We start from the raw sequence: 22,781 nt of genomic DNA on the forward strand, positions 1-22,781 counted from the left end.
GCGCTTAAGTCCGCGCGCGGCCCAGTTCCCGTACGAACCGCCCAATGGACATCCAGCCAACCGAGACGACCGGCCGGACGATCAGCGTGAAACTGTTCCACCGGCACGGCGTCGACACCGAGCAGGCCGACTCCATCGGCGACGCTATCGCGACCGTGAAGGACGCCTCTGACCTCGACGAGGCGAAGATCCTCCAGAACGACGAGGTGGTGTACGCCTCCGAGCGCAACGGCACCATCGAGAACTGGGAGCGCGAGTGGGAACGCGAGAAGCGCCGGCTCTCCGCCGAGAAATCGACGTGGGACTGCCCGCACGGCACCGAGTTCTGCTACGCGGACGACCGCTGTATCGACTGCCAGATCGACCGCGCGGCCGGCCGGACCGACGGGCGATGAGCCGCGAAGCGGGGGTTTAACCCCGATGACTGTCTCCTTCCGCTAACGTGTTCGACGAGATCATGGAGAAGTTCGAGGGGTCGCCCTCCCAGCAGACGGTGGTGCGCCTGCTGCTCGAACGCGGCTTCTCGATCAACGACGAGGGCCGGGTGGTCTCCGGCGGGATCGAAATCCCCGACACCCAGATCGCCCGCGAGATCGGCGTCGACCGCCGGGTCGTCGACTCCACCACCGAGGCGCTGCTGGAGGACGAGGAGCTACGGCGCATCTTCCAGAACATCTCGGCGGTGCCGAGCCTGATGGACCTCGCACCCGTCCTCGACTTCACCGTCGTCCGGGTCGAACCCACCGACGCCGACGCCGACGGCATCGTCGCCCGGGTCACGAGCCTCGTCGCCGACGAGGGCGTCTCGATCCGGCAGGTGCTCTCCGACGACCCGGAGTTCGCCGACGAGCCGACACTCTACATCGTCCTCGACACCGAGCCCTCGGGCGATCTCCTCAAGGCGATCCGGGACCTGCCCCACGTCCGCGCCGTGAGGTTCTGAATGGCCGACCCGGAGCCGTTCCGCACCGTCGCCGGCCGCGGCGAGGCCCGTTTCGAGATCCGTGGCTCGGAGTTCATCGGCCACGTCGCCCGCGCCGACACCGTCGAGGCGGCGGAGGCGTTCGTCGAGGCCGTGGGCGAGGAGTACGATGACGCGACCCACAACGTCCCAGCGTATCGCGTTCCCGCGGGTGAGACCTCCCCGGACCGCGTGAACGAGGTCATGATCCGGGAGTACCAGAGCGACGACGGCGAGCCGACAGGCTCCTCGGGCAAGCCGGCGCTGAACGTCCTCCAGCAGCGCGAGATCCGGAACGTGGTCGCCGTCGTCACGCGCTACTACGGCGGCACGAACCTCGGCGTCGGCGGCCTCGCCCGTGCCTACTCCCGGGCCGTGAAGCAGGGCGTCGACGACGCCGGCGTCGAGGCGGTCCGGCCGCGCCACCGCTTCACCGTCACCGTCGACTACGACGACTCCGGCACCGTCCGGGGGATTCTCGACGGCGCGGACTGCGAGTTCGACGCCGAGTACGAGGCGGAGGTCGTGTTCGAGGTGTCGGCGCCCGTCACCGAGAGCGACGGCCTGCGGGACCGCATCCAGTCGGCGACCAGCGGCCGCGCCCGCGTCGAGTAGCTTCTTTCTGAGTACCGGGCACAACGGTTTTGCCGCGCTCCGCCGACACACTCTCCATGGTCGAACAGACGGACGTTGCGGTCGTCGGCGGGGGGATCGTCGGCACGGCGACCGCGTTCCACCTCGCTGAACGGGGCGTCGAGACGCTGCTGATCGACGACGGGCGCGAGGGCAGCGCGACGGCCGCGGGCGCGGGGATCATCTCCCCGCCCACGAGTAGCCGGCGTGCCGACGACGACTGGTTCGCGTTCGCCGTCGAGGCCGCCGCTCACTACCCGAAGCTGATCCGCCGACTCGAGGACCAGGGGATCGACGACCACAGCTATCTCGAGACGGATCTGCTCTCGGTCGCGCTCACCGAGCAGGAGGCCCGGACGCTCGAAAACGACCGGGAGCGCGCCGAGCGCCGGGACGCGGACGTGGAAGCGATCTCCCCCGAGGCCGCCAAGGCGGCGTTCCCCGCACTGGCCGACGTGGAGAAGGCGCTGCGCTTCCCCGGGGCGGCCCGGGTCGACGGCGCAACGCTCACCTCGGGCATCCGGCGCGCGGCCAAGCGATCCGGTCTCGCGACGCTCGACGGCGTCGTCGAGGAGATCGTCGTCGAGGACGGCGCCGTCGAGGGTGTCGCGGTCGACCCTACGGGGCGGACCTCCCGCCAGCAGCAACGAACCCCCGGCGAGACCGAGCGCATCGACGCGAATCAGGTGGTCGTCGCCGGCGGTGCGTGGTCCAGTGGGTTCGGCGAGGACCTCAACCTCTCACTGCCGGTCGGCCCCACGCGGGGTCAGATCGTCCATCTCGATGCGGGCGAGAGCGACGTGTTCGACGACACCGCGGACCTCCCTATCGTCGGCAGCGTCGCGGACAACTACATGGTCCCGTGGGACGACGACCGGATCGTCGTCGGCGCCACCCGGGAGGCGGACGCCGGCTTCGACGCCCGAACCACCGCTAGCGGCGTCCACGAGGTGCTGCACTCGGGGCTCCGACTCGCCCCCGGCCTGGACGACGCGACGCTCCACGAGGTTCGCGTGGGCCTGCGTCCGGGAAGTCCGGACGGCCTCCCGATGCTGGGGCCTGTTCCGGACGTAGCGGGCGCCTACGTCGCCACGGGCCACGGCCCGACGGGGCTGACACTCGGCCCCTACTCGGGCGAGGTGATCGCCCAGTTGATCGAGGGGGAGGCGCCAGCGGTCGACCTCTCGGCGTTCGATCCGGCGCGGTTCTAACGGCCGCGCGCCGGCGCGGAACAGGAAACTTATCCGCCCCACCACCGCTACTCGGGGTATGACCAGCGGCTCGCCGTCGAACGTCCTCTTCGTGGTGATGGACACCGTCCGGAAGGACCGTCTCGGCCCCTACGGCTACGACCGGGACACCACCCCCGGCCTCGACGGGTTCGCCGACGAAGCCACCGTCTTCGAGAACGCCGTCGCGCCCGCGCCGTGGACGCTCCCGGTCCACACCTCCATCTTCACCGGGATGTACCCCTCGCGCCACGGCGCCGACCAGGAGAACCCCTACCTCGAGGGGGCGACGACGCTCGCCCAGTCGCTCTCGGCCGACGGCACACGGACTGCCTGCTACTCCTCGAACGCCTGGATCACCCCCTACACCCATCTGACCGACGGCTTCGACGATCAGGACAACTTCTTCGAGGTGATGCCCGGCGACCTGCTCTCGGGTCCGCTCGCGCGCATGTGGCAGGTGCTCAACGACAACCCCCGACTCCGGAAACTGGCGGACATGATCGTCAGCGCCGGCAACACCGCTCACGAGTACCTCAGCTCCGGCGAGGGCGCCGACTCGAAGACGCCGCGCGTGATGGACCGGACGAAGCAGTTCATCGAAGAGTCCGAAGCCGACGGCGAGGACTGGTTCTCCTTCATCAACCTCATGGACGCCCACCTGCCGTACCACCCGCCAGAGGAGTTCCAGGAGGAGTTCGCGCCGGGCGTCGACTCCAGTGAGGTCTGCCAGAACTCCAAGGAGTTCAACAGCGGCGCCCGCGACATCGACGACGCGGAGTGGGACGACATCAAGTCGCTCTACGACGCCGAAATCGCCCACATCGACAGCCAACTCACCCGCCTGTTCGACTGGCTGAAGGAGACCGACCGCTGGGAGGATACCGCGGTCGTGGTCTGTGCGGACCACGGCGAACTCCACGGCGAGCACGACCTCTACGGCCACGAGTTCGGCCTCTACGACCCGATTGTCAACGTCCCGCTGCTGGTCAAGCACCCGTCCCTCGACGCCGAGCGCCGCGAGGACACCGTCGAACTGCTGGACCTCTACCACACCGTACTGGACACGTTCGACACCGACGCGACGCCGATGGCGGCCGACGAGGAGGCCGTTTCGCTCGACCCCATGCGCTCGCTGCTCTCGGAGTCCTACCGAGACTTCGACGAGGTAGACGACCCCGACCCGGCCCAGCAGGCCGCGCCGGACGGCGAGACGGGGTTCATCGAGTACTCCCGGCCGGTGGTCGAACTCAAGCAGTTAGAGGAGAAAGCCGCCGATGCGGGCATCGAACTCGACGAGGACTCGCGGTTCTACGCGCGGATGCGCGCGGCGCGCCGCGCGGACGCGAAGTACGTCCGCATCGACCGGATCGAGGACGAGGCGTATCGACTGGACGAGGACCCCGACGAGACGGAGAACCTCGTCGGGGAGGGCGACGAGACGGTTGAGGAAGTCGAGTCCGAACTCGCGGTGTTCGAGTCCGAAATCGGCGGCGCGTGGACCAGCGCCGCGGCGAGTGAGGTGACTGACGAGGCCGTCGAGGAGATGGACGAGGAGATTCAGGATCGGCTGCAGGATCTCGGCTATATGGAGTAGTCGACGGTTCTTTTGTGGATCTGTGGCTATCTGTACGGCGACCGCGAACACGACAGCGGAGTGAGCATGACCAATTGCGACCGCAGGGTGTCGGGCACGAGGCCCGGTCACCAGAAATCGGAGATTTCTGGTTGGCAGCCGAGAATCACAGATTCTCGGCGACGGCACAGCGCCGGCTCCCCACCCCTCCCCCCGCGGCCGGCAATCGTTGCCGGCCGCGAGGCGTCCACCGCTGCCGGCGGTGGCGCGAGGCGGTCGCGCCTCTGTGCGCGACGCGAGCGCGAGGGATGAGCGACCATACGGGAGCGAATCGGCTGGGGAGGCTGTGGCCGCGGTGCGGGTGCGGTCGCAAGTGGTCAACGATCGAGATGCTGTCGCCGTCACGAAACGCCGCACAAGAAGCGATACGACCCCACTCAAAAAAGAACTCCCCTGATCAGTCCTCAGTCCAGTAGTACAGCGCGGTCCGATCGGCGCCACACGAGGGGCACTCGTCGGGGATGTCCGCCACCTCGCCGAGTTCGCCGCAGTCCGCACACCGCCAGAGCAGTTCCGCCTCGCCGAACTCGTGGCCCGCGCGGTCGTGTTCGACCGAGAGCGCACGGATCCCCCCTGCGTGCTGACGGCGAACCCGTCCCCGGTAATCGCACGGACTTCACCGAGTTCCGCCCCGTCTTCGCCGTACACGTCGGTCCCGAGAGTTACTGAGACGAGAAAGGCGACGGCGGTCGGCGACGACGGCAAATCCGCGACGCCGCGGCCTACATGAAGTCCGCAATCCCGCTCTGTTTGTTTTTGTCGTTCTCGAAAACGGACTCGAGCGACCGTTCCAGCACCTCCAGGCGCTGTTTCGTGTAGTCGCGGCAGCCGAACTCCTCGGCCACCTGAATGGCGATGTCCATGTACTTGTTCACCGACCCGCGGTGGACCGTCAGCGTCATCCGGCCGCCACACTCCCGGCAGTCGCCGGTGAGGGGCACGCGGCGGTACTTCTCGCCGCAGTCCAGACAGCGCGTCTCCTGACTGGAGAACGCCCGGAGGTTCCCGATCAGGTCCGGCAGGAAGTGGTTCTCGATCACCCGTTCGGCGACGTCTGTCTCGTCGACGGCCCGGAGCTTTCGGGAGAGTTCGAGTTGGGCGTCCATCTTCGTCTCCATGTCGCCGAGCGTCTTGTACGCCGAGAGGTCCGGCCCGAGCGCCAGGTCACCGGTGTCGTGGGTGTGGTCGAACCCGTGGTACTCGTCGTCGGTGCCCAGCGTGTCCTCGCCGATCTGGATCAGGTCCTCGACCTCGCCGGGGTCGGCCATTTCGAGACTGGCCTCGTAGAACTCTGTGGGGTACTGCCGGACGATGTCCATGTTGTGGGCCTCGTCGTCGATTTCGGAGGGATCGATCCGGGAGGACATCACCAGCGGCGCGTCCATCCGACCGCCACGCTGGTCGGGGAGGAACTCCTTCGAGAAGTTGAGGAGGCCGTCTAGGAGGAGCATCACGCAGTCTTCGTCGCCGTCGCAGTTGCGCCTCTTGGCTGCGTGAAAATAAGGGTGTGCGTACCCGACAGCCGCGCTCGTGAACCCGACCACCCGTCCCACCACCGCTGCGGAGGTGTGGGGCGCCATCCCGAACACGAGTTCGCCGACGAGGTCCTCACGCTCCTCGACCTCGTAGAACGGGTCTAGCCCGTAGAACCGTTCGAGCAGGTCGTCGACGAAGTCCGCGGTGCGCATCATGTGCTCGGCGGCGCCGTCCGGGAGCACGATGTCCTGCACTTTCAGTTCGACCAGCTGATCGTCGTGCTGCAGCGGCTCGCCGTCGATGTCGCTCTCGTAGCCGAGTCGGCGGAACTCCGCGGCGGTGGTGTCTAGCTCCTCCGGCCGAACCGACGTGACCGGCAGGTCGGTCATGTCGTAGCGCACGGTGCCGTCCTTGAACGAGGAGACGTCGTGTTTCGCCCGGAGGATCCCCTTCTCCATCGGCTCGGGGGTCTCGTTGGCCGACATCAGGCCCTGCACCCCTTTCAGGATGGAGAAACTCCCCTCGCGTTCGCCGATGGAGTCGAGGGCGTCGTGGTACTCCGCGTTGAGGTCGACGACGCGCTCCTCGGGGCTCTCGACCTCCCACTCACAGCGGGGGCAGACCACCCGGCCGGACTCGTCGGGTTCGACCTCGATGCCGCAGTCGTCGCACTCGAAGTACGGCTCGGTGTGGCCGCCACAGTTCTCACAGCGGTTCTTGTAGGTGTGCTCGCCACAGTCCGGGCACTCGCGCTCGCCCAGACTCACCTCGATGACCCCGCGGCCGGCGTCGGTGCGGTCCTTCGCCGCCTTCGCCACGTCGCGCTGGCTCCCACCGGCCTCGCCGATGGGGAACATCGTGTGGACCGCCGGCGAGAGGTCCCGGCTCTCGGACTTCTCGGGCCGGCCCATCCGGTTCCCGATCCGGGTAGGGGCGCGCTCCCGGACCTCGAACGGCGTGACTTCGTTCACGGCCTCGATGGCGTTCGTCCCCGGGAGTGCGACGCTTGGCGCCGCGTGGTCGTCGTCGCGGCCCTCGACGGTGATGGCGTCGTCGACGGCGGCGTCCGGGTCCGCCGAGTCCGAGGAGTCGGGCGAGTCGCCCTCCTCGTCCCGGATCGCCATACCGCCGTCGGGGTCGGCGGACGGCGGCGACGGTCGGCCGCCGTCGGCAACTGCGGCGTCGTCGGCGTCGCCGGCCTCGGCGCCCCACGTCCGCGCGCGCTCGCTCAGGTCCGCGGGGGTCCACTGGCGCTCCAGATCCTCGGTCACGCCCAGCGAGCGCAGCAGCGGGCGGAACTCGGGGATCAGTAGCGCCTCACCATCGTCTACAGTAGTGTGCTCGATCAGCAGGCGTTCGAGCGCACGCTGCACGTCGTCGGTCCGGTTCAGCAGCAGACCATCGTCGCCGATCTCACCGCCGGCCGCGGCGGCCGCCAGCGCGTCGTATTCCGCGACGGTCACGTCGTGCCAGAGATAGGTGTACTCGGGGTGGATCGGGCAGTCGTAGCGGTCGGCCCAGTCCAGCGCCGTCCGGGGGTCTGGCGTGTCCAGATCGACGTGGGGGTCGTCCCGGAGCGCCTGCACGTCGGCGCCGGCGTCGGCGAACTCCTGTTCCCACCACTCGACGGCGTAGGAGGCCGGGACGAGCGGGTGGTTGTTCTCGATGAACTCCCCGAAGTTGACGAGGTACTCGCCGAGGTCCAGAATCTCGTCGACGCCGTTGCGGATCTCCAGCGCCTCCGCGGGGTCGTCGATGCGCCGCACGTCACCGTTCGCGAGGCGGACCGTCGGCCCCTCGATGGAGTCGACGGGCACCACGCCCGCGGCTTTCCCCGGGCGCTCGGTCTTGATCTGGGTCCCCGTCGCGAGGAAGTCGTCGACGAGATGCATCGTCGCCGGATGAACCCCGGCGGTCGCGAAGCCGTGGTTTCTGGACCGGCCGTACCGGAGCCTGAATCCGCCTGACTCGGAGGGGTGGCCGAATACGGGCCGCCCGGCGATCAGATCCCGGAGGTACTTGCTTGCGGGGTCGGCACGGACGGGTCCCTCGGGTTCGCTCGGTTCGCCGTCGGCTTCTTCGCCGTCGTCCGTTTCGGCCTCGTCGTCAGCGTCCTCGTCGGCGTCGCCGCCGCTGTCGTAGTACGTGCCGTCGATGAGGTCCTGCAGCCACGGCCAGTCGACTTCGTCGAGTTGGCGGGTGTAGCGCTGGATCTTGGGCGCCTTGAGCGCGATCCCCTCCGCGAGAACGAGACACATCCCCCCGCGGGCCGAGTTGGTGTCGACGCGTTCGAGGTCCCGGAACCCGGAAACCTCGTCGTCGCCGGTGGCCTCGCCGTCGAGCATGATCGGCAGGTGCTCGGCGATGAACTTCGTCTCCTTGTCCTTCGGGGTGTACTGGAGACCAGTCTCCTTCTCGTACAGCGCGACCTCCTCGGCGTAGCGTTCGATCTCGTCGTCGCGGGCGTGGAACTCCTCGATTCCGAGGAGGGAGCGCGCGTAGTCGGCGACGAGCACCGAGAGTGCCTGTGCGGTCCCACCCGCCGAGCGGATCGGGCCGGCGTAGTAGACGTTGACGAACTCCGTCCCGTCGTCGTTCTCAAGCAGTTCCGCTCGGTCGATCCCCTCGATGGGGGCGGCGACGACACCCTCGGTGAGGAGGGCGACGGCGGTCCGGACCGCGCCCTCGATCTTCCCCTCGCGGCTGTCGTAGTCGCCGACGCTGCCGTCGACGAAGTCCTCCACGAGTTCGAGTGCGGCCTCCTCGCGGCTCATCTGGCCTTCGAGTTCGCGGACGCGTTCGGCGACGCCGGGGATGCCGAGGATGTTCTCGACGCGGTCGGCCATGTCCCGCGCGACCGGGATCTCGATCTCGGTCTGGGGGTCGTACCCCTGCGCGCGGGCGGCCTCGGCGCGGTCGAACGCCTCGTCGAGGCGCTCCTCCATGCGCTCGAAGTAGCGCTCGTCGTCCTCCCTCATCGTTCACCCCGGGGTCGGCTCACAGCCAGAGGTCCAGATCCGTCTCCGCGTCGTGTTCCCGCTCCAGTGGCTCCTCGAACGTCTGCACGTACAGTTCGCCCGCGAACACCGTGGCGGCGTCGAGATGGCCCGCGAGCGCCTGCCCGCTGGGCCGCGAGAGCACCGCGTGCGTGTGGGCGAACGGCTCGCCGTCGAGGTAGGAGATGTTGCCCATACAGGCCGCGACTTCGAGTGGCTCCTCGAACTCCACGGCCTCGTACTCACCCTCCTGCTGGTCGTAGAACCAGACGACGGCGTCCTGTACCGCGCCCATCGCGTTGAACCACGCGGCGTCGATGTCCTCCTCGACCGCCAGCGACTCGATCTCCTCGCGCCAGTCGGCGCCGGTCTCGAGGCGGGCGAGGAACTCGCGGTCGGGCGAGAGTTCGCGGTAATCCATACCCGAGTAGAGCGGGGACGAGGACAAAAACCTTCAGTACCACTGCGGGGTCGGCGCCGCCGCTCCGGCGCGGTCGAACGAGCGGTCGCCCGGGGACTGTCGGCCCCTCGTCTGTCGGGGTTCGGCAAAATATGTGGAGAAGCTGTCGGCGCGAGCGGGCCTCAGGCCCACTCGGCGACTACCGGCGCGTCGGCTTCCGGTACGGAGATCCACGCCTCCTCCCGCCCGAGGTCGGCGATAACGAACTCCGTGTCGTCCAGCGAGCCCATCACGTCGTCGCCGCCGTGAACCGTGCCCGGTGCCATGGTATACTCTCTCACGCACACACTCATAAACCCGTCGAAACGTTGAGTCGATGTCACTGGATCAACTCGCTGGAACGGCGACAAGGTTTATCCCTCTGGCTATTGTTCTCATGGCCCGTGACAAAATCCGACGGTAATGCGGGGGGAAGTATCGACCGGCGAAGCTTCTTGCAGGCGATCGGGGTCGCGGCCGGGGTGGCCGGACTCGGTGCGGGCGCCGATGTCGCGGCGGCGGCGGACGCCGACACCGGCGGCTTCCGGAACTGGCGGGCCATCGAGGCGGGCCACGTCTGGGACCGCGGCTATCGCGGGCAGGCAGACCGCGTGATCGGCCTGACAGACTCCGGGCAGGACGCGCGACACCCGGCGCTGGGGCCGTGGAACGGCGTGACGGCGTTCCCGGACGGCGACACCCTCGAACTCACCAAGCCTGCCGAGAACGACGTCTCCCGCGTCGAATCCGGCGAGACGGAGTCCTTCTCGGGCACGGCGGGCCCGGGCACGTTCGCGACTGGCGACGAGATCTCCCACGAGTTCACGACGCCGGCCGACGTCGACGAACTCGACGCCAGCCTCTCGTGGACGCCCAACGCCGACGCCTCGAACGATCTGGAGTTCCGCATCGACCACTGGACGGGCGAGCAGTGGCAGACCCGCGCCAGAACCGCGACGGGGTCGACGCCCGAGACGCTCGGCGGCGTCGCCGTCGAGAGCGATAGCCAGTACCGGTTCGTCGTCGAACTCTACGTCAACACGTCGACGGAGTACGAGATCAGCGGCACCTACTTCGACATCGAGGGGACGATCCAGACGTACGACGACTCGGTCGTGTTCGAGGACGTAGGAAGTACCTCGACCGCGGACACGCCGAAAGCCGTCGGCTGGTACGACGAGGGGAGCCGATACGGCCTGTACGACCAGCCGCGGGACCCCAACGGCCACGGGAGCCACTGTTCGAGCATCATGGCCGGCAGCGGCCGGGCCAGCGCCATCGACGCCGACGCCTTCACCGACGAGGCGCCACAGACGGCGCTCTCGGCGGTCACGGGCGCCACGCTGCGCTACGAAATCGACGCCGACGCGGGAACGGGCGTGTTCGGCGCCGTCTATGGCGATCTCACGGAACTCCGACTGTACGACCCATCGGGGACCCAGATCGACAGCGCCGGCGCGACCAGCGACTCCTCGGCGTTCGACGTGCAGACGGTCGAACAGCCGGCCCAAACTGCCGGCGCGTACACGCTTGAGGTCGCGCCAGCCGACGGCGAGGACGCCTCGGCGGCGTACGTCGACCGCGTGGGCTACGGGCCGTTCCTCGATCCGGCCTCGACGGCGGGCGACCGGGTCGCCGGCGGCGCCGACGGTCTCCACACCGGCGTCGCGCCCGACGAGAGCATCATCTGCATGCAGGGGCTCTCGGCGCCGACGGCGGACCTCGGCACGTACGCAGCACAGTTCGCGGAGACGTTCAACATGCGCGCGGTCAACATGTCCTGGGGCTACACCGGCGGCCTCCCGCTTGGCGCCGCAGCAGGCACCTTCGACCGGATTCCGGCGACGATCAAGGACATCGCGCAGGGCGGCATCCTCACGCTCGCGGCCGCGGGCAACGCCGCGACGCCGATCAACGGCAACGGCTCGCCCGCCATCGCCGACGAGTGTGTCTCTGTGGTCGCGACCGGCCCGCTCGACGGCATCTCGGGCTACTCCTCGGGCGGCGTCGGCGGCGTCGACGAGGACGAGACGGAGTCCTACATGAAGCCCGACGTGACCGCGCCGGGTGGGCTGGTCGACGACACCATCGTCGCTGCGGAGAACGGCGTCGCGGACACGCCCGAGTCCGAACAGGCGCCCATCGCCGACTTCACCGGGAAAGCCGGCACGTCGATGGCGACGCCGTTCACTACCGGCGCAGCCGGCCTGCTCGCGCAGGCGATGGAGGAGGACGGCGGCCCGCGGCTGGGGCTGCCGGATCCGGTCGACACGATTATCGACGACGTGTACCGACAGAAACAGCTCCTGCTCGCGACCGCCTCGGAGTCGGTGTTCACCGCCGCGGGCCAGCACCGCGCGAAGGCGCCGACGTACGACTTCGGCGGGCGCGACCCGTTCGAGGGGTACGGCCGCCTCAACCCCGGCGCGGCCGTCGACGCGGCGACCGAGGAGCTAAACGGCACCACGAGCGAGCAGGTGGGCCTGAACGTTCCCTTCGACGAGCGCGCGGTCGCGGGCTACGTCGACCTCGGCGTCGGCGAACTCGACGCCTCGGTGGCGTTCACGGGCTACGAGGGTGACGACGCGGATCTCGCCACCGCGGCGCCCCACATCGACCTGTTCGTCTATGACGGCGGCAGCCCCGCCAAGTACGGCGAACCCAACATCGTCGACCGGGCGGCCGGCGTTGGTGGATCGGCGTCGGTGGCCGCCAGCGAGGAGAAGGGCGGCGGCGGATCGACGTACCTCGTGGCCGCCAAACTGGTCGACGTGCCGGGCGCGACCAACGGCGACGACGTGCAGGTGAACGTCGATCTCACCGTCGACAAGACGCCGGGCGTTCGCGCTCGCGGGCGACGGAAGGCCCAAGAGGAGGACAGCCTCCTCGGTACGGGTGTACTCGAAACCGTCGAGGTCACCGTTGACCCGGACGCCGAGGTACAGGTCCGTGACGTGGTTCCGGACGGCTTCAGCGTCGTCTCGGACCTGCTCAGCGTGGTGACCGACGACGAGACCGGGGTCACCTACGTCGACCTCGGCACCGCCCCGGCGGGCGAGGAGACCACCTTCACCTACGAGGTAGAGACACCCACGAAGACGCTCGACTTCGCGACCGAGCATACGTTCGGCCCGATTCGGATCGACGACGGCTCCGGGTTCGCGGGCGTCGCCGGCACCACCGGGACGAAGCGCGTCGACGGGAACTGAGCGCGCCGACGCCCGGTTTCCGGCTCGTTCGGCGCACTGTGCCGTTCCCGCACACCTTCGTAGATCGCGGTTGCCAGTACCGCGCACACCTTCGCAGATCGCGGTTGCCAGTACCGCGCACACCTTCGCAGAGTACAAGAGGGGGCCAACTGAACACGAGGCCATGAAGGTAGCCGACGCCATGACGCCCGCGTCCGAGCTCGTGACCGTCTCGCTCCCGGGCTCGCGCGACGATGCCCTCGAGTACCTGCAGGAACGGAAGTTCTCCTCGGTTCCGGTCGTCAGCACGACCGAGGAGGGCGAACGCTACCGGGGGCTGGTCTCCCGCGACGACCTGATCGAACACCCCGACGAGGACGACCTCGCGATGCTGCTGCGTGAGGTGCCGACGACGACGGCCGACGCGACGCTCCACGAACTCGGCGAACTGATGCTCGAAGCCGGCACCCGGCGCGTCCCGGTCGTCGAGGAAGACAACGGCGAGTCGCTCGCGGGTATCGTCACCATCACCGACGTGATCCGCGCGCTCGCCCGCGAGGAGGTCGGCGCCGAGGCCGCCGTCGGCGACCTCTGTGCGTCGGGGATCAACACCACCTACGCCGGCACGCCGCTGCCGGTCGCCGAGCGCGAGATCGGTCTCGCTGACGTGCCCTACACCGTCGTACTCGACGACGAGGCGGAGATGGCGGGCGTACTCACCGAGGTCGACATCGTCGCCGTCGCCGAAGTCGTCGAGGGTGAGGAGGACACCGGCGCCTCGATGGCCGGCGACGACGAGGACTGGAAGTGGGAGAGCATCAAGGCGGTCGGCAACCGCTACATCCCGACGCGGAACGTCGAGATCCCCGCCGAACCCGTCTCCGCGTTCATGACCGCGGACGTGGTCACCGTCTCGAAGCGCAAGTCCGCCGTCGACGCCGCACAGCTGATGATCTCGAACGATGTCGAGCAGATCCCGGTCGTCGGCAGCGGCGACCTCGCCGGCGTGCTCCGGGACGTGCATCTGCTGGAGGCCGTCTGATGGGCGAGCGCGCTGATGTCGTCGAACTCGCCAAGCGCCGCGGGTTCTTCTTCGCGGCCGCGGAAGCCTACGGCGGGGCCGCCGGCTTCTACACGTTCGGCCCGGAGGGCGCGGCGCTCAAGCGCAACGTCGAGAGCGCGTGGCGCGACCGCTTCGCGCTCAAGGAGGACAACGAGGAGATCGCGGCGCCGACGATCATGCCCGAACCCGTCTTCGAGGCGTCGGGCCACCTCGACACGTTCGACGACATGCTCGTCGAGTGCGCCGAGTGTGGCGAGTCCCACCGCGCGGACCACCTCGTCGAGGGTGCGACCGCGCTGGAGGACGCCGAGGCGCTCGAACCCGCCGAGATCGCCACGATCCTCGAGGAACACGAGATCGACTGCCCGGACTGCGGCGCCGCGCTCGCGGGCCAGGAAGTCGAGGAGTTCAACCTCATGTTCCAGACGAGCATCGGCCCCGGTTCGGGGCAGCCCGGCTACCTCCGTCCCGAGACCGCACAGGGCATCTTCGTGGAGTTCCCGCGGCTGAAGGAGTACGCCCGCGGCAAACTGCCGTTCGGCGTCACCCAGATCGGGCCGGCCTACCGCAACGAGATCTCGCCCCGGCGCGGCCTGATCCGGGTGCGTGAACTCACGCAGGCCGAACTGGAGCAGTTCATCGACCCCGAGGACGACGAGCCACCGCTCGAGACGGTCGCGGACGTGGCGCTCCGGCTCTACGCCGTCCCGGACCAGGAAGAAAGCGCACCCGCCGCCGAGGGCTATCGAGAGGTCACCGTCCGCGAGGCCGTCGACGAGGAGGTCGTCGCCTCGGACTGGATCGCCTACTACCTCGGCGTCGCCCAGGAGTGGTACGAGCGCATCGGCCTCGACACCGAGAAGCTCCGGTTCCGCCAGCATCTCCCGGGCGAGCGCGCCCACTACGCCTCGGACTGCTGGGACGCCGAGGCCAAAGTCGAGAGCGCCGGCGGTGACTGGATCGAGATCGCGGGCATCTCCTCGCGTGGCGACTACGATCTCTCAAAACACGCCGACGGCAGCGGTGAGAACTTCACCGTGTTCAAGCAGTACGACGAGCCCCAGTCGGTGCTGGAGCCGACGGTCGATCCCGACATGTCGGTGCTCGGCCCCGAGTTCGGCGGCGACGCCGGCGCCGTCGCCGAGGCGCTGGAGGACCTCGCGGCGCACGACCCCGACGCGTTCGAACAGGAGGTCGTCACCGTCACCGTCGACGGCGAGCGGTACGATGTCGACACCGACATCGCGAACTTCGAAGTCGTCGAGAAAACCGAGGCCGGCGTGCACATCACGCCCCACGTGATCGAGCCCTCCTTCGGCGTCGACCGCACCGTCTACGCCCTGATCGACCACGGCCTCGAGCGCGATGAACTCGGCGGCGAGACGCGGGACTACCTCTCGCTGGCTGCCGAGATGGCGCCGACGGACGTGGCAGTGTTCCCGCTCGTGAGCAACCACGAACCACTGCTCGAGTCCGCCGCGGAGGTGGTCTCGACGCTCCGGGCCGCCGGCTTCGACGCCACGCGGGACGACTCTGGCTCCATCGGCCGGCGCTACCGCCGGCAGGACGAGGTCGGCACGCCGTTCTGTGTCACCGTCGACCGCGACGGTCTCGAGGACGACCCCGAGACGATCACGCTGCGTGACCGGGACACGGGCGCGCAGGCCCGCATCCCGACCGGCGAACTGGTCGGCCAACTCGAGGCGCTGCGCGACGGCGAGGCCGACTTCGAGGCGCTGCTGAGTCGCTACGAGACCGTCGAGACCGCCGACGAATGAGCGAACTCGGGCGCCGGGCGGTCCACGCCTCGGGGACGGGCATCCCGGCGCTGTACCTGCTGGGTCTGGTCGACTGGCCGGGCGTCCGCCTGCTGTTGCTCGCGCTCTCGCTGGCCGTCACGGCACTCGAGTTCGTCCGTCTGGTGCTCGACTACGAGTGGCCGCTGTTCGACACGCTGGCCCGCGAGTACGAACGCGAGAACGTCGCTGGCTACGCACTCTACGCCTACTCGCAGGCCGCGGTGGCGCTCGTGTTCGGCCCCGTCGCCGCGCTGCCCGGAATGTTGATGCTCACCATCGGCGACCCGGTTTCGGGCTATCTCGGCTCCAACGACGCCGGCACGGCCAAGCAGGCGGGCGTGCTGGGCGTGATGTTCCTCGTCTGCTTCGCGCTGGCGGCGCCGTTCACGACCGCGGTCGCTGCGCTCCCGGTCGGCCTCGCGGCCGCCGCCGCGGGCGCCGCGGGCGCGACGCTGGCCGACGGGTTCAAACCGGTCATCGCCGGCTACGTCGTCGACGACAACGCCTCCATCCCGCCGGCGGCCGCGCTGGGGATCGCGGCCGTGTTCGCCGTCGCCGGCCCGGGGCTGAACGCCGTGCTCGGCTTCTGAGTCCCGCGATCTCCAGTCGAAACGGAGGGGTGTGAGAACGCCGCCCACGGGTGGTTTTCCTGTTGGCTTTTTGAACCTGTGGCGGCGACGTGGAGCGACTTACGCGGGCGGGTCCGCGTCGTCGCCGAACCCGCTGCCGTACGACTCGATGACTTCGGTAACCGTGATTTCGTACGCATCGTACCACACCGTCCAGCGCTGTTTCGCCTCCTCGTGGTCGGCGTCCGCGCCGAACGTCTCGAGTCCGTCGAGCGACTCCCGGTAGTAGACGACGAGCAGTTCCTCACCCTCCGGGGCGTGCCACGTCCGCTTCCCGAGATACCCCTCCGTGTCCTCGGCAGCGGCCTGAATCGCGTCGTTCAGGTCGTGGAACTCCGCGTTGTACTCCCCCGGATCGAGGCGGAACGTGACGAGATACATGCTTCCGGAATCTCTCTGCCGCGAGGAAGACGCTCTCCCTGAGCGGTCGACGTTTTCCGACCTCGCCCCTGCTCGCGGGTCGTTTCACTCCCCGCTCGCTTTCGAGACTGTTTGCCGTTCGGTCGCTTCGCTCCCTCACGTTTCCCAGTCTCGCCCCGCTCACGGCTCGCTTCGTCGCCGGCGGCTCCGCCGCCGGCTGCCCGCGGGACCTTCGGTCCCGCGTCGCTCGCCGTTCGCTTTTGGAGGCGGTTTACCGCTCGCTCCCGCCGGTCGCTCGCGTTTTCCCACCTCCCGACCGAGAGTTTTTGACTACGAACGCCCCATCCCCGGTAGTGGCAGAGACGACGCGCCGGTTCTTCCCGTACGACAGCCCCTACCCCAATCAGGGCGAGGCGATGACTCGCATCGCCGCCGCGCTGGACGACGGCGACGACGTGCTGTTCGAGGGTGCCCCCGGGACTGGCAAGACGCTCTCGGCGCTCGTCCCCGCGCTGGAGCACGCCCGCGAGGAGGACCGCACCGTCGTCATCACGACCAACGTCCACCAGCAGATGCGCCAGTTCGTCGAGGAGGCCCGCGCTATCAACGACAAGGAGGACATCCGCGCGGTGGTGTTCAAAGGCAAATCCTCGATGTGTCACATCGGCGTCGACTACCAGGAGTGCCAGACGCTGCGTGACACCACCCGCGAACTCGTCGAGGACGAGGCCGAGAAGCGCGAACTCGAACAGCAGCAGCGCGAACTCCTCGACGCCAGTCGCGAGGGCGACGCGTCGGCGGCCCAGCGCCGTGAAGCGATCATGGAGGAGTTGGAGGAGGTCGAGGACCGCATCGAGGACGTCGAGGGCGCCAACGTCTGCGAGCACTACCGCAACAACCTGCTGGGCGACAACGACGAGTTCTACCAGTGGCTCTACGACGGCGTCCGCACCCCTGAGGAAATCTACGAGTACGCCGACCGGGAGAACCTCTGTGGCTACGAACTCCTGAAGGAGGGGATGGAGGCGGTCGATCTGGTGGTCTGTAACTACCACCACCTGCTCGACCCCAACATCCGCGAGCAGTTCTTCCGGTGGCTCGACCGGGAGCCAGAGCGCGTCGTCACCGTCTTTGACGAGGCCCACAACATCGAGTCCGCCGCGCGGGACCACGCCAGCCGAAGCCTCACCGAGAACACCCTCGACAGCGCCATCGACGAACTCGACGGCCGGGAGGACTCCCGTGCAGACCCCGCAGCGAACGTGATACGGGCGTTCCGGGACGCGCTGGCCGGCACGTATGAGGACGGCTTCGCCTACGGCGAGCGCGAGCAGGTCGACGAGCACTGGCACGACGTGGCCATCGCCAACGACGACGCCCGTGACGACCTGACGCTATCGTTCCTCCGGAACTACGAGGGCCAGGGGATCGACACCGAGATCGAGTTGGCGGTCCAGTTGGGCGAGACCATCGACGAGGAGTACGAGGAAGCGTACAAGGAGGGCGACGCCACCTCCCGTGCCGAGTCGTCGACGCTCGCGGCCGCGCGCTTCCTCGGGACGTGGATGGAGGAGAACGCCGAACTCGGCCAGTACCCGGTGGTTTCGGTGCGCAGAGACGGGGGAACCGACGAAATCTACGGCCGCGCGGAACTGTACACCTGCATCCCACGGCGCGTGACCAAGACGCTGTTCGACGAGGTGTACGCCAGCGTCCTCATGTCCGCGACGCTCCGCCCGTTCGACGTCGCCGCCGACGTGCTGGGCATCGAGGACCCCGTGACGATGGCCTACGGCCTCGAGTACCCCGAGGACCGCCGCCGGACCTACGCCGCCGGCACGCCGGCGCTGTTCGCCAGCGACCGCGGCGACCCCGAGGTACAGGAGAGCGTCTCCAATCTGGTCTCGGACCTCGTGGAGTTCACGCCGGGGAACACGCTCCTCTTTTTCCCCTCCTACGCGGAGGCCGAGCGCTACTACGAGCGACTCGGCGGGACGGGTGCCCCGGTCGGCGGCGTCGACCCCGGTGAGGCGACACTGATGCTCGATAGCTCCGATGTCGACACCGAGGACCTGCGCGAGCGGTTCGTCGGCAGTGAGAGCGCCGCGCTGTTCACGTCGCTCTGGGGCACGCTCGCGGAGGGGGTGAGCTTCGACGGCGACGACGCCCGAACCGTCGCCGTCGTCGGCGTCCCGTACCCCCACATCGACGACCGACTCGAGGCGGTCCAGGACGCCTACGACCGGGCGTACGATCACCAGAAGGACGCTGGTTGGCGCTACGCGGTCGAGATCCCGACGATCCGGAAGACCCGGCAGGCGCTGGGTCGGGTGATCCGCTCGCCCGACGACTTCGGCGTCCGCGTGCTCGCGGACAAACGCTACACCCGCGCGGACATGGGCCGGTACTCGGTTCGTGACACGTTCCCCGAGGAGGAACGCGACGAACTCATCGACATGAACCCCGAGAAGCTGAAGTTCGGGATCCTGAACTTCTACGGCGACATGGACGCGTACGACGGCCCGCCGCCGCGCCCCTGACTGCCGAGAGCCGGGACACCAGTCTCAACCCCCCTCGACCGCTCTCCGGGCGCGCGGCGCTTCCTGTCATTTCGTTTAGCCCCCGTCTTTATGCCGTTACTGTGAGTATTACGGGCCGCATGGCCACTCAACCCTCCGACCCCGACAGCGTTCGGGAACCCTGTACGGACTGTGGCGGGGAGACGCTCCACGACGTCCGGGTCGAGATCCGGACCGAGAGCGACAACGAGGAGAACTCCGAGTTCTCACGTGAGCCCTACCGGGTTGCCGTCTGCCAGACGTGCGATTCGGAGACGGCGACGCGGATGAACAACGCGTAAACTCCCGGCGGAGTGGCCGTCGTCCGGGCGTGGGGGCCCGACGACGAGTACCCGATGCCGGCTGTGGTAATGCGTCGGAACGGCGCCGCTGGGCGCCGTTTTTCTACTCTCTGAGTGGCAACGACACCGCGAGAACTGCGGCGCGATCGGCGCGCCGCTCGCTCGTTACCCGAACAGGCCCTCGGTCAGCAGTTCGTAGCCGTCCTCGGTCACGATCAGGCTGTGTTCGGCCTGCGAGACCAGCCGTCCCTCGCTTTCCTGCAGCACGGGGTAGCCCGTGATGGCGCCGTCGGCCTTGAGTCGGCGCAGCGCCATCCCCGGCCGCGGCGTGTCGAGCCATCGCTGCGCGAACGGCAGGCCGTCGAACTCCGAGGTGATCTGCTCCATCGCCTGCCGCGCGGCGCGGTCACGCACCGAGCGTTCCTCCTGGAGTTCGAAGATCTGCTCGTGGCTCCCCTCGCCGACCTTCCCCGTCCCGTCGGTGGCGAACGGCTCGATAGCGACGACCTGCCCGGCCTCCAGTTCCGCGGAGCGATCCACGCCCCGGTTCGGGATCGACGGCCCGGTGTGGGCGTCGTAGCGCTGGAGCCCGTGGCCCGAGAGGTTCAGCACGGGCGAGAAGCCGTAGCCGTCGATCACGTCCTCGATGGCCTGGCCGACGGTGCCGACCTCGGCGCCGGCCTCGACCTCGCTCAGGGCGGCGTCGAGGGCCTGCTCGGCGGCCTCGACCAGTTCGTCGCTGCCGGAGAAGTCGACGGTGACTGCCGCGTCAGCGATGTAGCCGTCGACGTGGACGCCGACGTCCAGACAGACCATGTCGTCCTCGCCGAACTCGGTCTCGTCGTCGGCCTCGGGCGTCGCGTGGGACGCCTCGTGGTCGATGCTGATGTTGACCGGGAACGCGGGCTCGCCGCCGAGTTCGACGATGCGGGCCTCGGCGGCCTCGGCGACTTCGAGGTGGGTTGCGCCGGGTTCGACCAGCTCTTTGGCCTCCTCGACTACCTCGACGAGAATCTCGCCGGCCTCCTGATGCTTCTCGACTGCCTCCTCGCTCAGATCGCCGTCGGTCATGAGTACTCGGTTGGCCTGTCGGCGGCAAAGAGGTTCCGGCACAAGGGTCCGCGCGCGGCAACAGTCAGCCGTGCCGGGACGCGGGTCCGCGCGCGGCAACAGTCAGCCGCGCCGGGACCAGCGCGGCGTCGCCGACTCCGTTCCAGCGCTGACGTGGTCGCCGAAGCTACCGCGTCGCCGTACTCGTCTGCATCCCCTCGGAGTTGAACGCGGCACCCGTCCCCTCCTCGCCGCAGACGATGACGCCCGCCGAGGAGCCCGTTATCTCGTCGAACTCGGCGATAGCGTCGGCGGCGGCGGTCTGGGCGTCGGTGCCGTGCTCCAGCTTATCGACCGCCCGCTGGCTCAGCGTCACTTTCGCGATGTCCTCGCCGGCGCCCGTCGCCGAGGCGCCGCCGGCGGGCGTGCAGTAGAAGCCCGACCCGACCTGCGGCACGTCGCCCACGCGGCCGGCGAGCGCCCACGAGCGCCCGCCCGTGGAGGTGGCTGCGGCGAACTCGCCGTCCTCGAACGCGACCGCGCCGACGGTGTCGTGGCCGCCGAATCGTTCTTCGAGCCACTCGAGGTGAGCTTTCGGTCCTTCTGTCGGGGGGTTCTCCTCCTCGTACTCCTCGCGTTTCTCGGGGGTGAGCAGGTCCACATCGGTCTCGATGCCGAACTCGGCCGCCAGATCGACGGCGTGCTCGCCGCTGACGAAGATGTGGGGCGTCTCCTCCATCACGACCCGTGCGGCCGAGATGGCCTCCTGGACAGCGTCCATGCTGGCGACGGCGCCCGTCTCGCGGTCGGAGGTCATCAGGCCGGCGTCGGTCCGGACCCGACCGTCGGACTGGACCGCGCCGCCGTAGCCCGCGTTGAAGCGGTCGGAGGCTTCGAGCACGTTCACCGCGGCCTCGACGGCGTCGACGGGATCCGATTCCGCGACGCCCGCCTGCGCCGCGTCGTCGAGCACTGCCTGTCGGGGTTCGGGTTCGTCGGGGGTGGAGCCGGCGCCGCCGTGGACGATGATTCGCATGGCCCGATTCGGGTCGGGCGCACCCATCAATCCACGGGAAGCGGTGGCAGGCGCCGGGACAGGGGGATCGGCGCAGTGGAGAACGGCAAGCATATGGGGTCGGTCTGAGACATCTTTCCTGCTATGAGCTACGACAAGATCGAACCCCCCGAGTCGGGGTCGAAGATCACTCTCGCCGACGAGGAGACCGGCGAACTCTCCGTGCCGGACGACCCGATCATCCCCATCATCCACGGCGACGGGATCGGCAAGGACGTCGGTCCGGCCGCCCAGACCGTCCTGACCGCCGCCGCCGAGGCGACGGGCCACGAGATCAACTGGATGGAGGTCTACGCCGGGCAGTCGGCCCGCGACATGTACGACGAGAACCTCCCCGAGGAGACCGTCGACGCCATCCGCGAGCATCGCGTCGCGATCAAGGGCCCGCTGACGACCCCCGTCGGCGCCGGCTTCCGCAGCCTCAACGTCGCGCTGCGCCAGACGCTCGACCTCTACGCGAACGTCCGCCCGACCTACTACCTCGACGGCGTCCCGTCGCCGATGAAGGCGCCCGAGGAGATGGATATGGTGACGTTCCGGGAGAACACCGAGGACGTCTACGCCGGCATCGAGTGGGAGGCCGGCACCGACGAGGCCGAGCAGGTCCGCGAGTTCGTCGAGGACGAAATGGGCTTCGACGACACGATGCACGAGGGCCAGATCGGCCTCGGACTCAAGCCCATCTCGGAGAAGGGCTCCAAGCGCCTGGTGCGTGAGGCCATCGACTACGCCATCGAGAACGACCGCGACACGGTCACGCTGGTCCACAAGGGGAACATCATGAAGTTCACCGAGGGGCAGTTCGGCGACTGGGGGATGGAGGTCGCCGAGGAGGAGTACCCCGACGACGAGGTCTTCGCCGCGCCCGATTCGCTCTGGGAGGAGCAGGACGAGGTCGACATCCCGGAGGACGCCGTCATGGTCGAGGAGCGCCTCGCCGACGCGATGCTCCAGTGGATGCAGCTTCGCACCGACGAGTTCGACGTGCTCGCGATGCCGAACCTCAACGGCGACTACCTCAGCGACGCCGCGGGCGCCCAGATCGGCGGTCTCGGCATCGCGCCGGGCGCCAACTTCGGCCACGGCCGCTGTCTCGCCGAACCGGTCCACGGCTCCGCGCCCAAGCGCGCCGGGCAGGACCAGGCCAACCCCAGCGCGCTGATCCTCTCGGGTCGGCTGATGTTCGAGTACATCGGCTGGGAGGACGCCGGCCAGTTGATCCGGGACGCCGTCGAGAAGACCATCGACGAGGGGACGGTGACCTACGACCTCGCGCGCCAGCGTGAGGACGCCGAGAAGGTCTCCACGACGGAGTACGCGGAGAAGGTCGTGGAGAATATTCACGAACTGGCGTAAGCCAGCCGTCTACGGTTCTCCGATCCGTTTT

18 protein-coding genes and 1 pseudogene are annotated in these 22,781 nt (G+C 68.7%); 12 read left to right on the plus strand and 7 right to left on the minus strand.

Annotated elements, in window-relative coordinates; translation table 11 throughout:
• Positions 1-44: 44 nt before the first annotated feature.
• Genes J2753_RS14060 through J2753_RS14080 form a run of 5 tightly spaced genes read left to right on the plus strand, consistent with a single transcriptional unit; the run spans position 45 to position 4,420 of the window.
• Positions 45-395: a hypothetical protein gene (locus J2753_RS14060; RefSeq protein WP_209492694.1), complete on the plus strand. Its 351-nt coding sequence runs from the start codon at positions 45-47 to the stop codon at positions 393-395.
• A 47-nt stretch (positions 396-442) separates the two neighbouring features.
• Positions 443-943 (plus strand): amino acid-binding protein, encoded by a 501-nt coding sequence (locus J2753_RS14065; protein WP_209492695.1) that lies wholly within the window; start codon positions 443-445, stop codon positions 941-943.
• A complete protein-coding gene (locus J2753_RS14070; RefSeq protein WP_209492696.1) occupies positions 944-1,576 on the plus strand; it encodes an IMPACT family protein in 633 nt (210 codons plus the stop codon).
• 56 nt (positions 1,577-1,632) lie between these two features.
• Positions 1,633-2,805: an NAD(P)/FAD-dependent oxidoreductase gene (locus tag J2753_RS14075; protein ID WP_209492697.1), complete on the plus strand. Its 1,173-nt coding sequence runs from the start codon at positions 1,633-1,635 to the stop codon at positions 2,803-2,805.
• Positions 2,806-2,863: 58 nt separating this feature from the next.
• Positions 2,864-4,420 carry a sulfatase gene (locus J2753_RS14080; RefSeq protein ID WP_209492698.1) on the plus strand — a complete coding sequence of 519 codons (1,557 nt, stop codon included), beginning with the start codon at positions 2,864-2,866 and terminating at the stop codon, positions 4,418-4,420.
• 436 nt (positions 4,421-4,856) lie between these two features.
• On the opposite strand, the pseudogene J2753_RS14480 reads toward J2753_RS14080, so the two are convergent.
• The 4 genes and pseudogenes from J2753_RS14480 to J2753_RS14095 form a co-directional block, all read right to left on the minus strand.
• A pseudogene (locus tag J2753_RS14480) lies at positions 4,857-5,164 on the minus strand (DUF7130 family rubredoxin-like protein).
• A 17-nt stretch (positions 5,165-5,181) separates the two neighbouring features.
• Complete coding sequence (locus J2753_RS14085; RefSeq protein WP_209492699.1) at positions 5,182-8,913, minus strand: DNA polymerase II large subunit; 3,732 nt, start codon at positions 8,911-8,913, stop codon at positions 5,182-5,184.
• A 19-nt stretch (positions 8,914-8,932) separates the two neighbouring features.
• Positions 8,933-9,352 (minus strand): PPC domain-containing DNA-binding protein, encoded by a 420-nt coding sequence (locus tag J2753_RS14090; RefSeq protein ID WP_209492700.1) that lies wholly within the window; start codon positions 9,350-9,352, stop codon positions 8,933-8,935.
• Positions 9,353-9,513: 161 nt separating this feature from the next.
• Complete coding sequence (locus J2753_RS14095; RefSeq protein WP_209492701.1) at positions 9,514-9,657, minus strand: DUF7556 family protein; 144 nt, start codon at positions 9,655-9,657, stop codon at positions 9,514-9,516.
• Positions 9,658-9,774: 117 nt separating this feature from the next.
• Between J2753_RS14095 and J2753_RS14485 the strand changes: the two genes are divergently transcribed.
• The 4 genes from J2753_RS14485 (at position 9,775) to J2753_RS14115 (ending at position 16,010) form a co-directional block, all read left to right on the plus strand.
• A complete protein-coding gene (locus J2753_RS14485) occupies positions 9,775-12,579 on the plus strand; it encodes a S8 family serine peptidase (RefSeq protein ID WP_209492702.1) in 2,805 nt (934 codons plus the stop codon).
• Between the two features lie 163 nt (positions 12,580-12,742).
• On the plus strand, positions 12,743-13,600 hold the full coding sequence (locus J2753_RS14105; protein WP_209492703.1) for a CBS domain-containing protein: 858 nt from the start codon (positions 12,743-12,745) through the stop codon (positions 13,598-13,600).
• Positions 13,600-15,399: a glycine--tRNA ligase gene (gene glyS, locus J2753_RS14110; protein WP_209492704.1), complete on the plus strand. Its 1,800-nt coding sequence runs from the start codon at positions 13,600-13,602 to the stop codon at positions 15,397-15,399. The genes J2753_RS14105 and glyS overlap by 1 nt, the downstream gene beginning before the upstream one ends.
• The gene (locus J2753_RS14115; RefSeq protein WP_209492705.1) at positions 15,396-16,010 is read left to right on the plus strand and encodes a dolichol kinase; all 615 of its coding nucleotides are present in this window, start codon (positions 15,396-15,398) and stop codon (positions 16,008-16,010) included. Before glyS ends, J2753_RS14115 begins: the two co-directional genes overlap by 4 nt.
• A 99-nt stretch (positions 16,011-16,109) precedes the next feature.
• On the opposite strand, the gene J2753_RS14120 is transcribed toward J2753_RS14115, so the two are convergent.
• On the minus strand, positions 16,110-16,430 hold the full coding sequence (locus J2753_RS14120) for an antibiotic biosynthesis monooxygenase family protein (RefSeq protein ID WP_209492706.1): 321 nt from the start codon (positions 16,428-16,430) through the stop codon (positions 16,110-16,112).
• A gap of 332 nt (positions 16,431-16,762) precedes the next feature.
• Between J2753_RS14120 and J2753_RS14125 the strand changes: the two genes are divergently transcribed.
• A complete protein-coding gene (locus J2753_RS14125; protein WP_209492707.1) occupies positions 16,763-18,949 on the plus strand; it encodes an ATP-dependent DNA helicase in 2,187 nt (728 codons plus the stop codon).
• Between the two features lie 119 nt (positions 18,950-19,068).
• Positions 19,069-19,269, plus strand: coding sequence for a DUF7835 family putative zinc beta-ribbon protein (locus tag J2753_RS14130; protein WP_209492708.1), 201 nt, complete (start codon positions 19,069-19,071; stop codon positions 19,267-19,269).
• A 165-nt stretch (positions 19,270-19,434) separates the two neighbouring features.
• Here J2753_RS14130 and map read toward each other — a convergent pair whose 3' ends face one another.
• Both map and J2753_RS14140 read right to left on the minus strand, forming a co-directional pair.
• Entirely contained in the window at positions 19,435-20,340 is a 906-nt protein-coding gene (gene map / locus J2753_RS14135) for a type II methionyl aminopeptidase (protein WP_209492709.1), read from the minus strand.
• A gap of 166 nt (positions 20,341-20,506) precedes the next feature.
• On the minus strand, positions 20,507-21,355 hold the full coding sequence (locus J2753_RS14140) for an isoaspartyl peptidase/L-asparaginase (RefSeq protein WP_209492710.1): 849 nt from the start codon (positions 21,353-21,355) through the stop codon (positions 20,507-20,509).
• Positions 21,356-21,478: 123 nt separating this feature from the next.
• Between J2753_RS14140 and icd the strand changes: the two genes are divergently transcribed.
• Positions 21,479-22,750: an isocitrate dehydrogenase (NADP(+)) gene (gene icd, locus J2753_RS14145; RefSeq protein ID WP_209492711.1), complete on the plus strand. Its 1,272-nt coding sequence runs from the start codon at positions 21,479-21,481 to the stop codon at positions 22,748-22,750.
• Positions 22,751-22,781 lie beyond the last annotated feature (31 nt).

The sequence above is a fragment of the Halolamina salifodinae genome (assembly GCF_017874235.1).
Lineage (GTDB): Archaea > Halobacteriota > Halobacteria > Halobacteriales > Haloferacaceae > Halolamina > Halolamina salifodinae.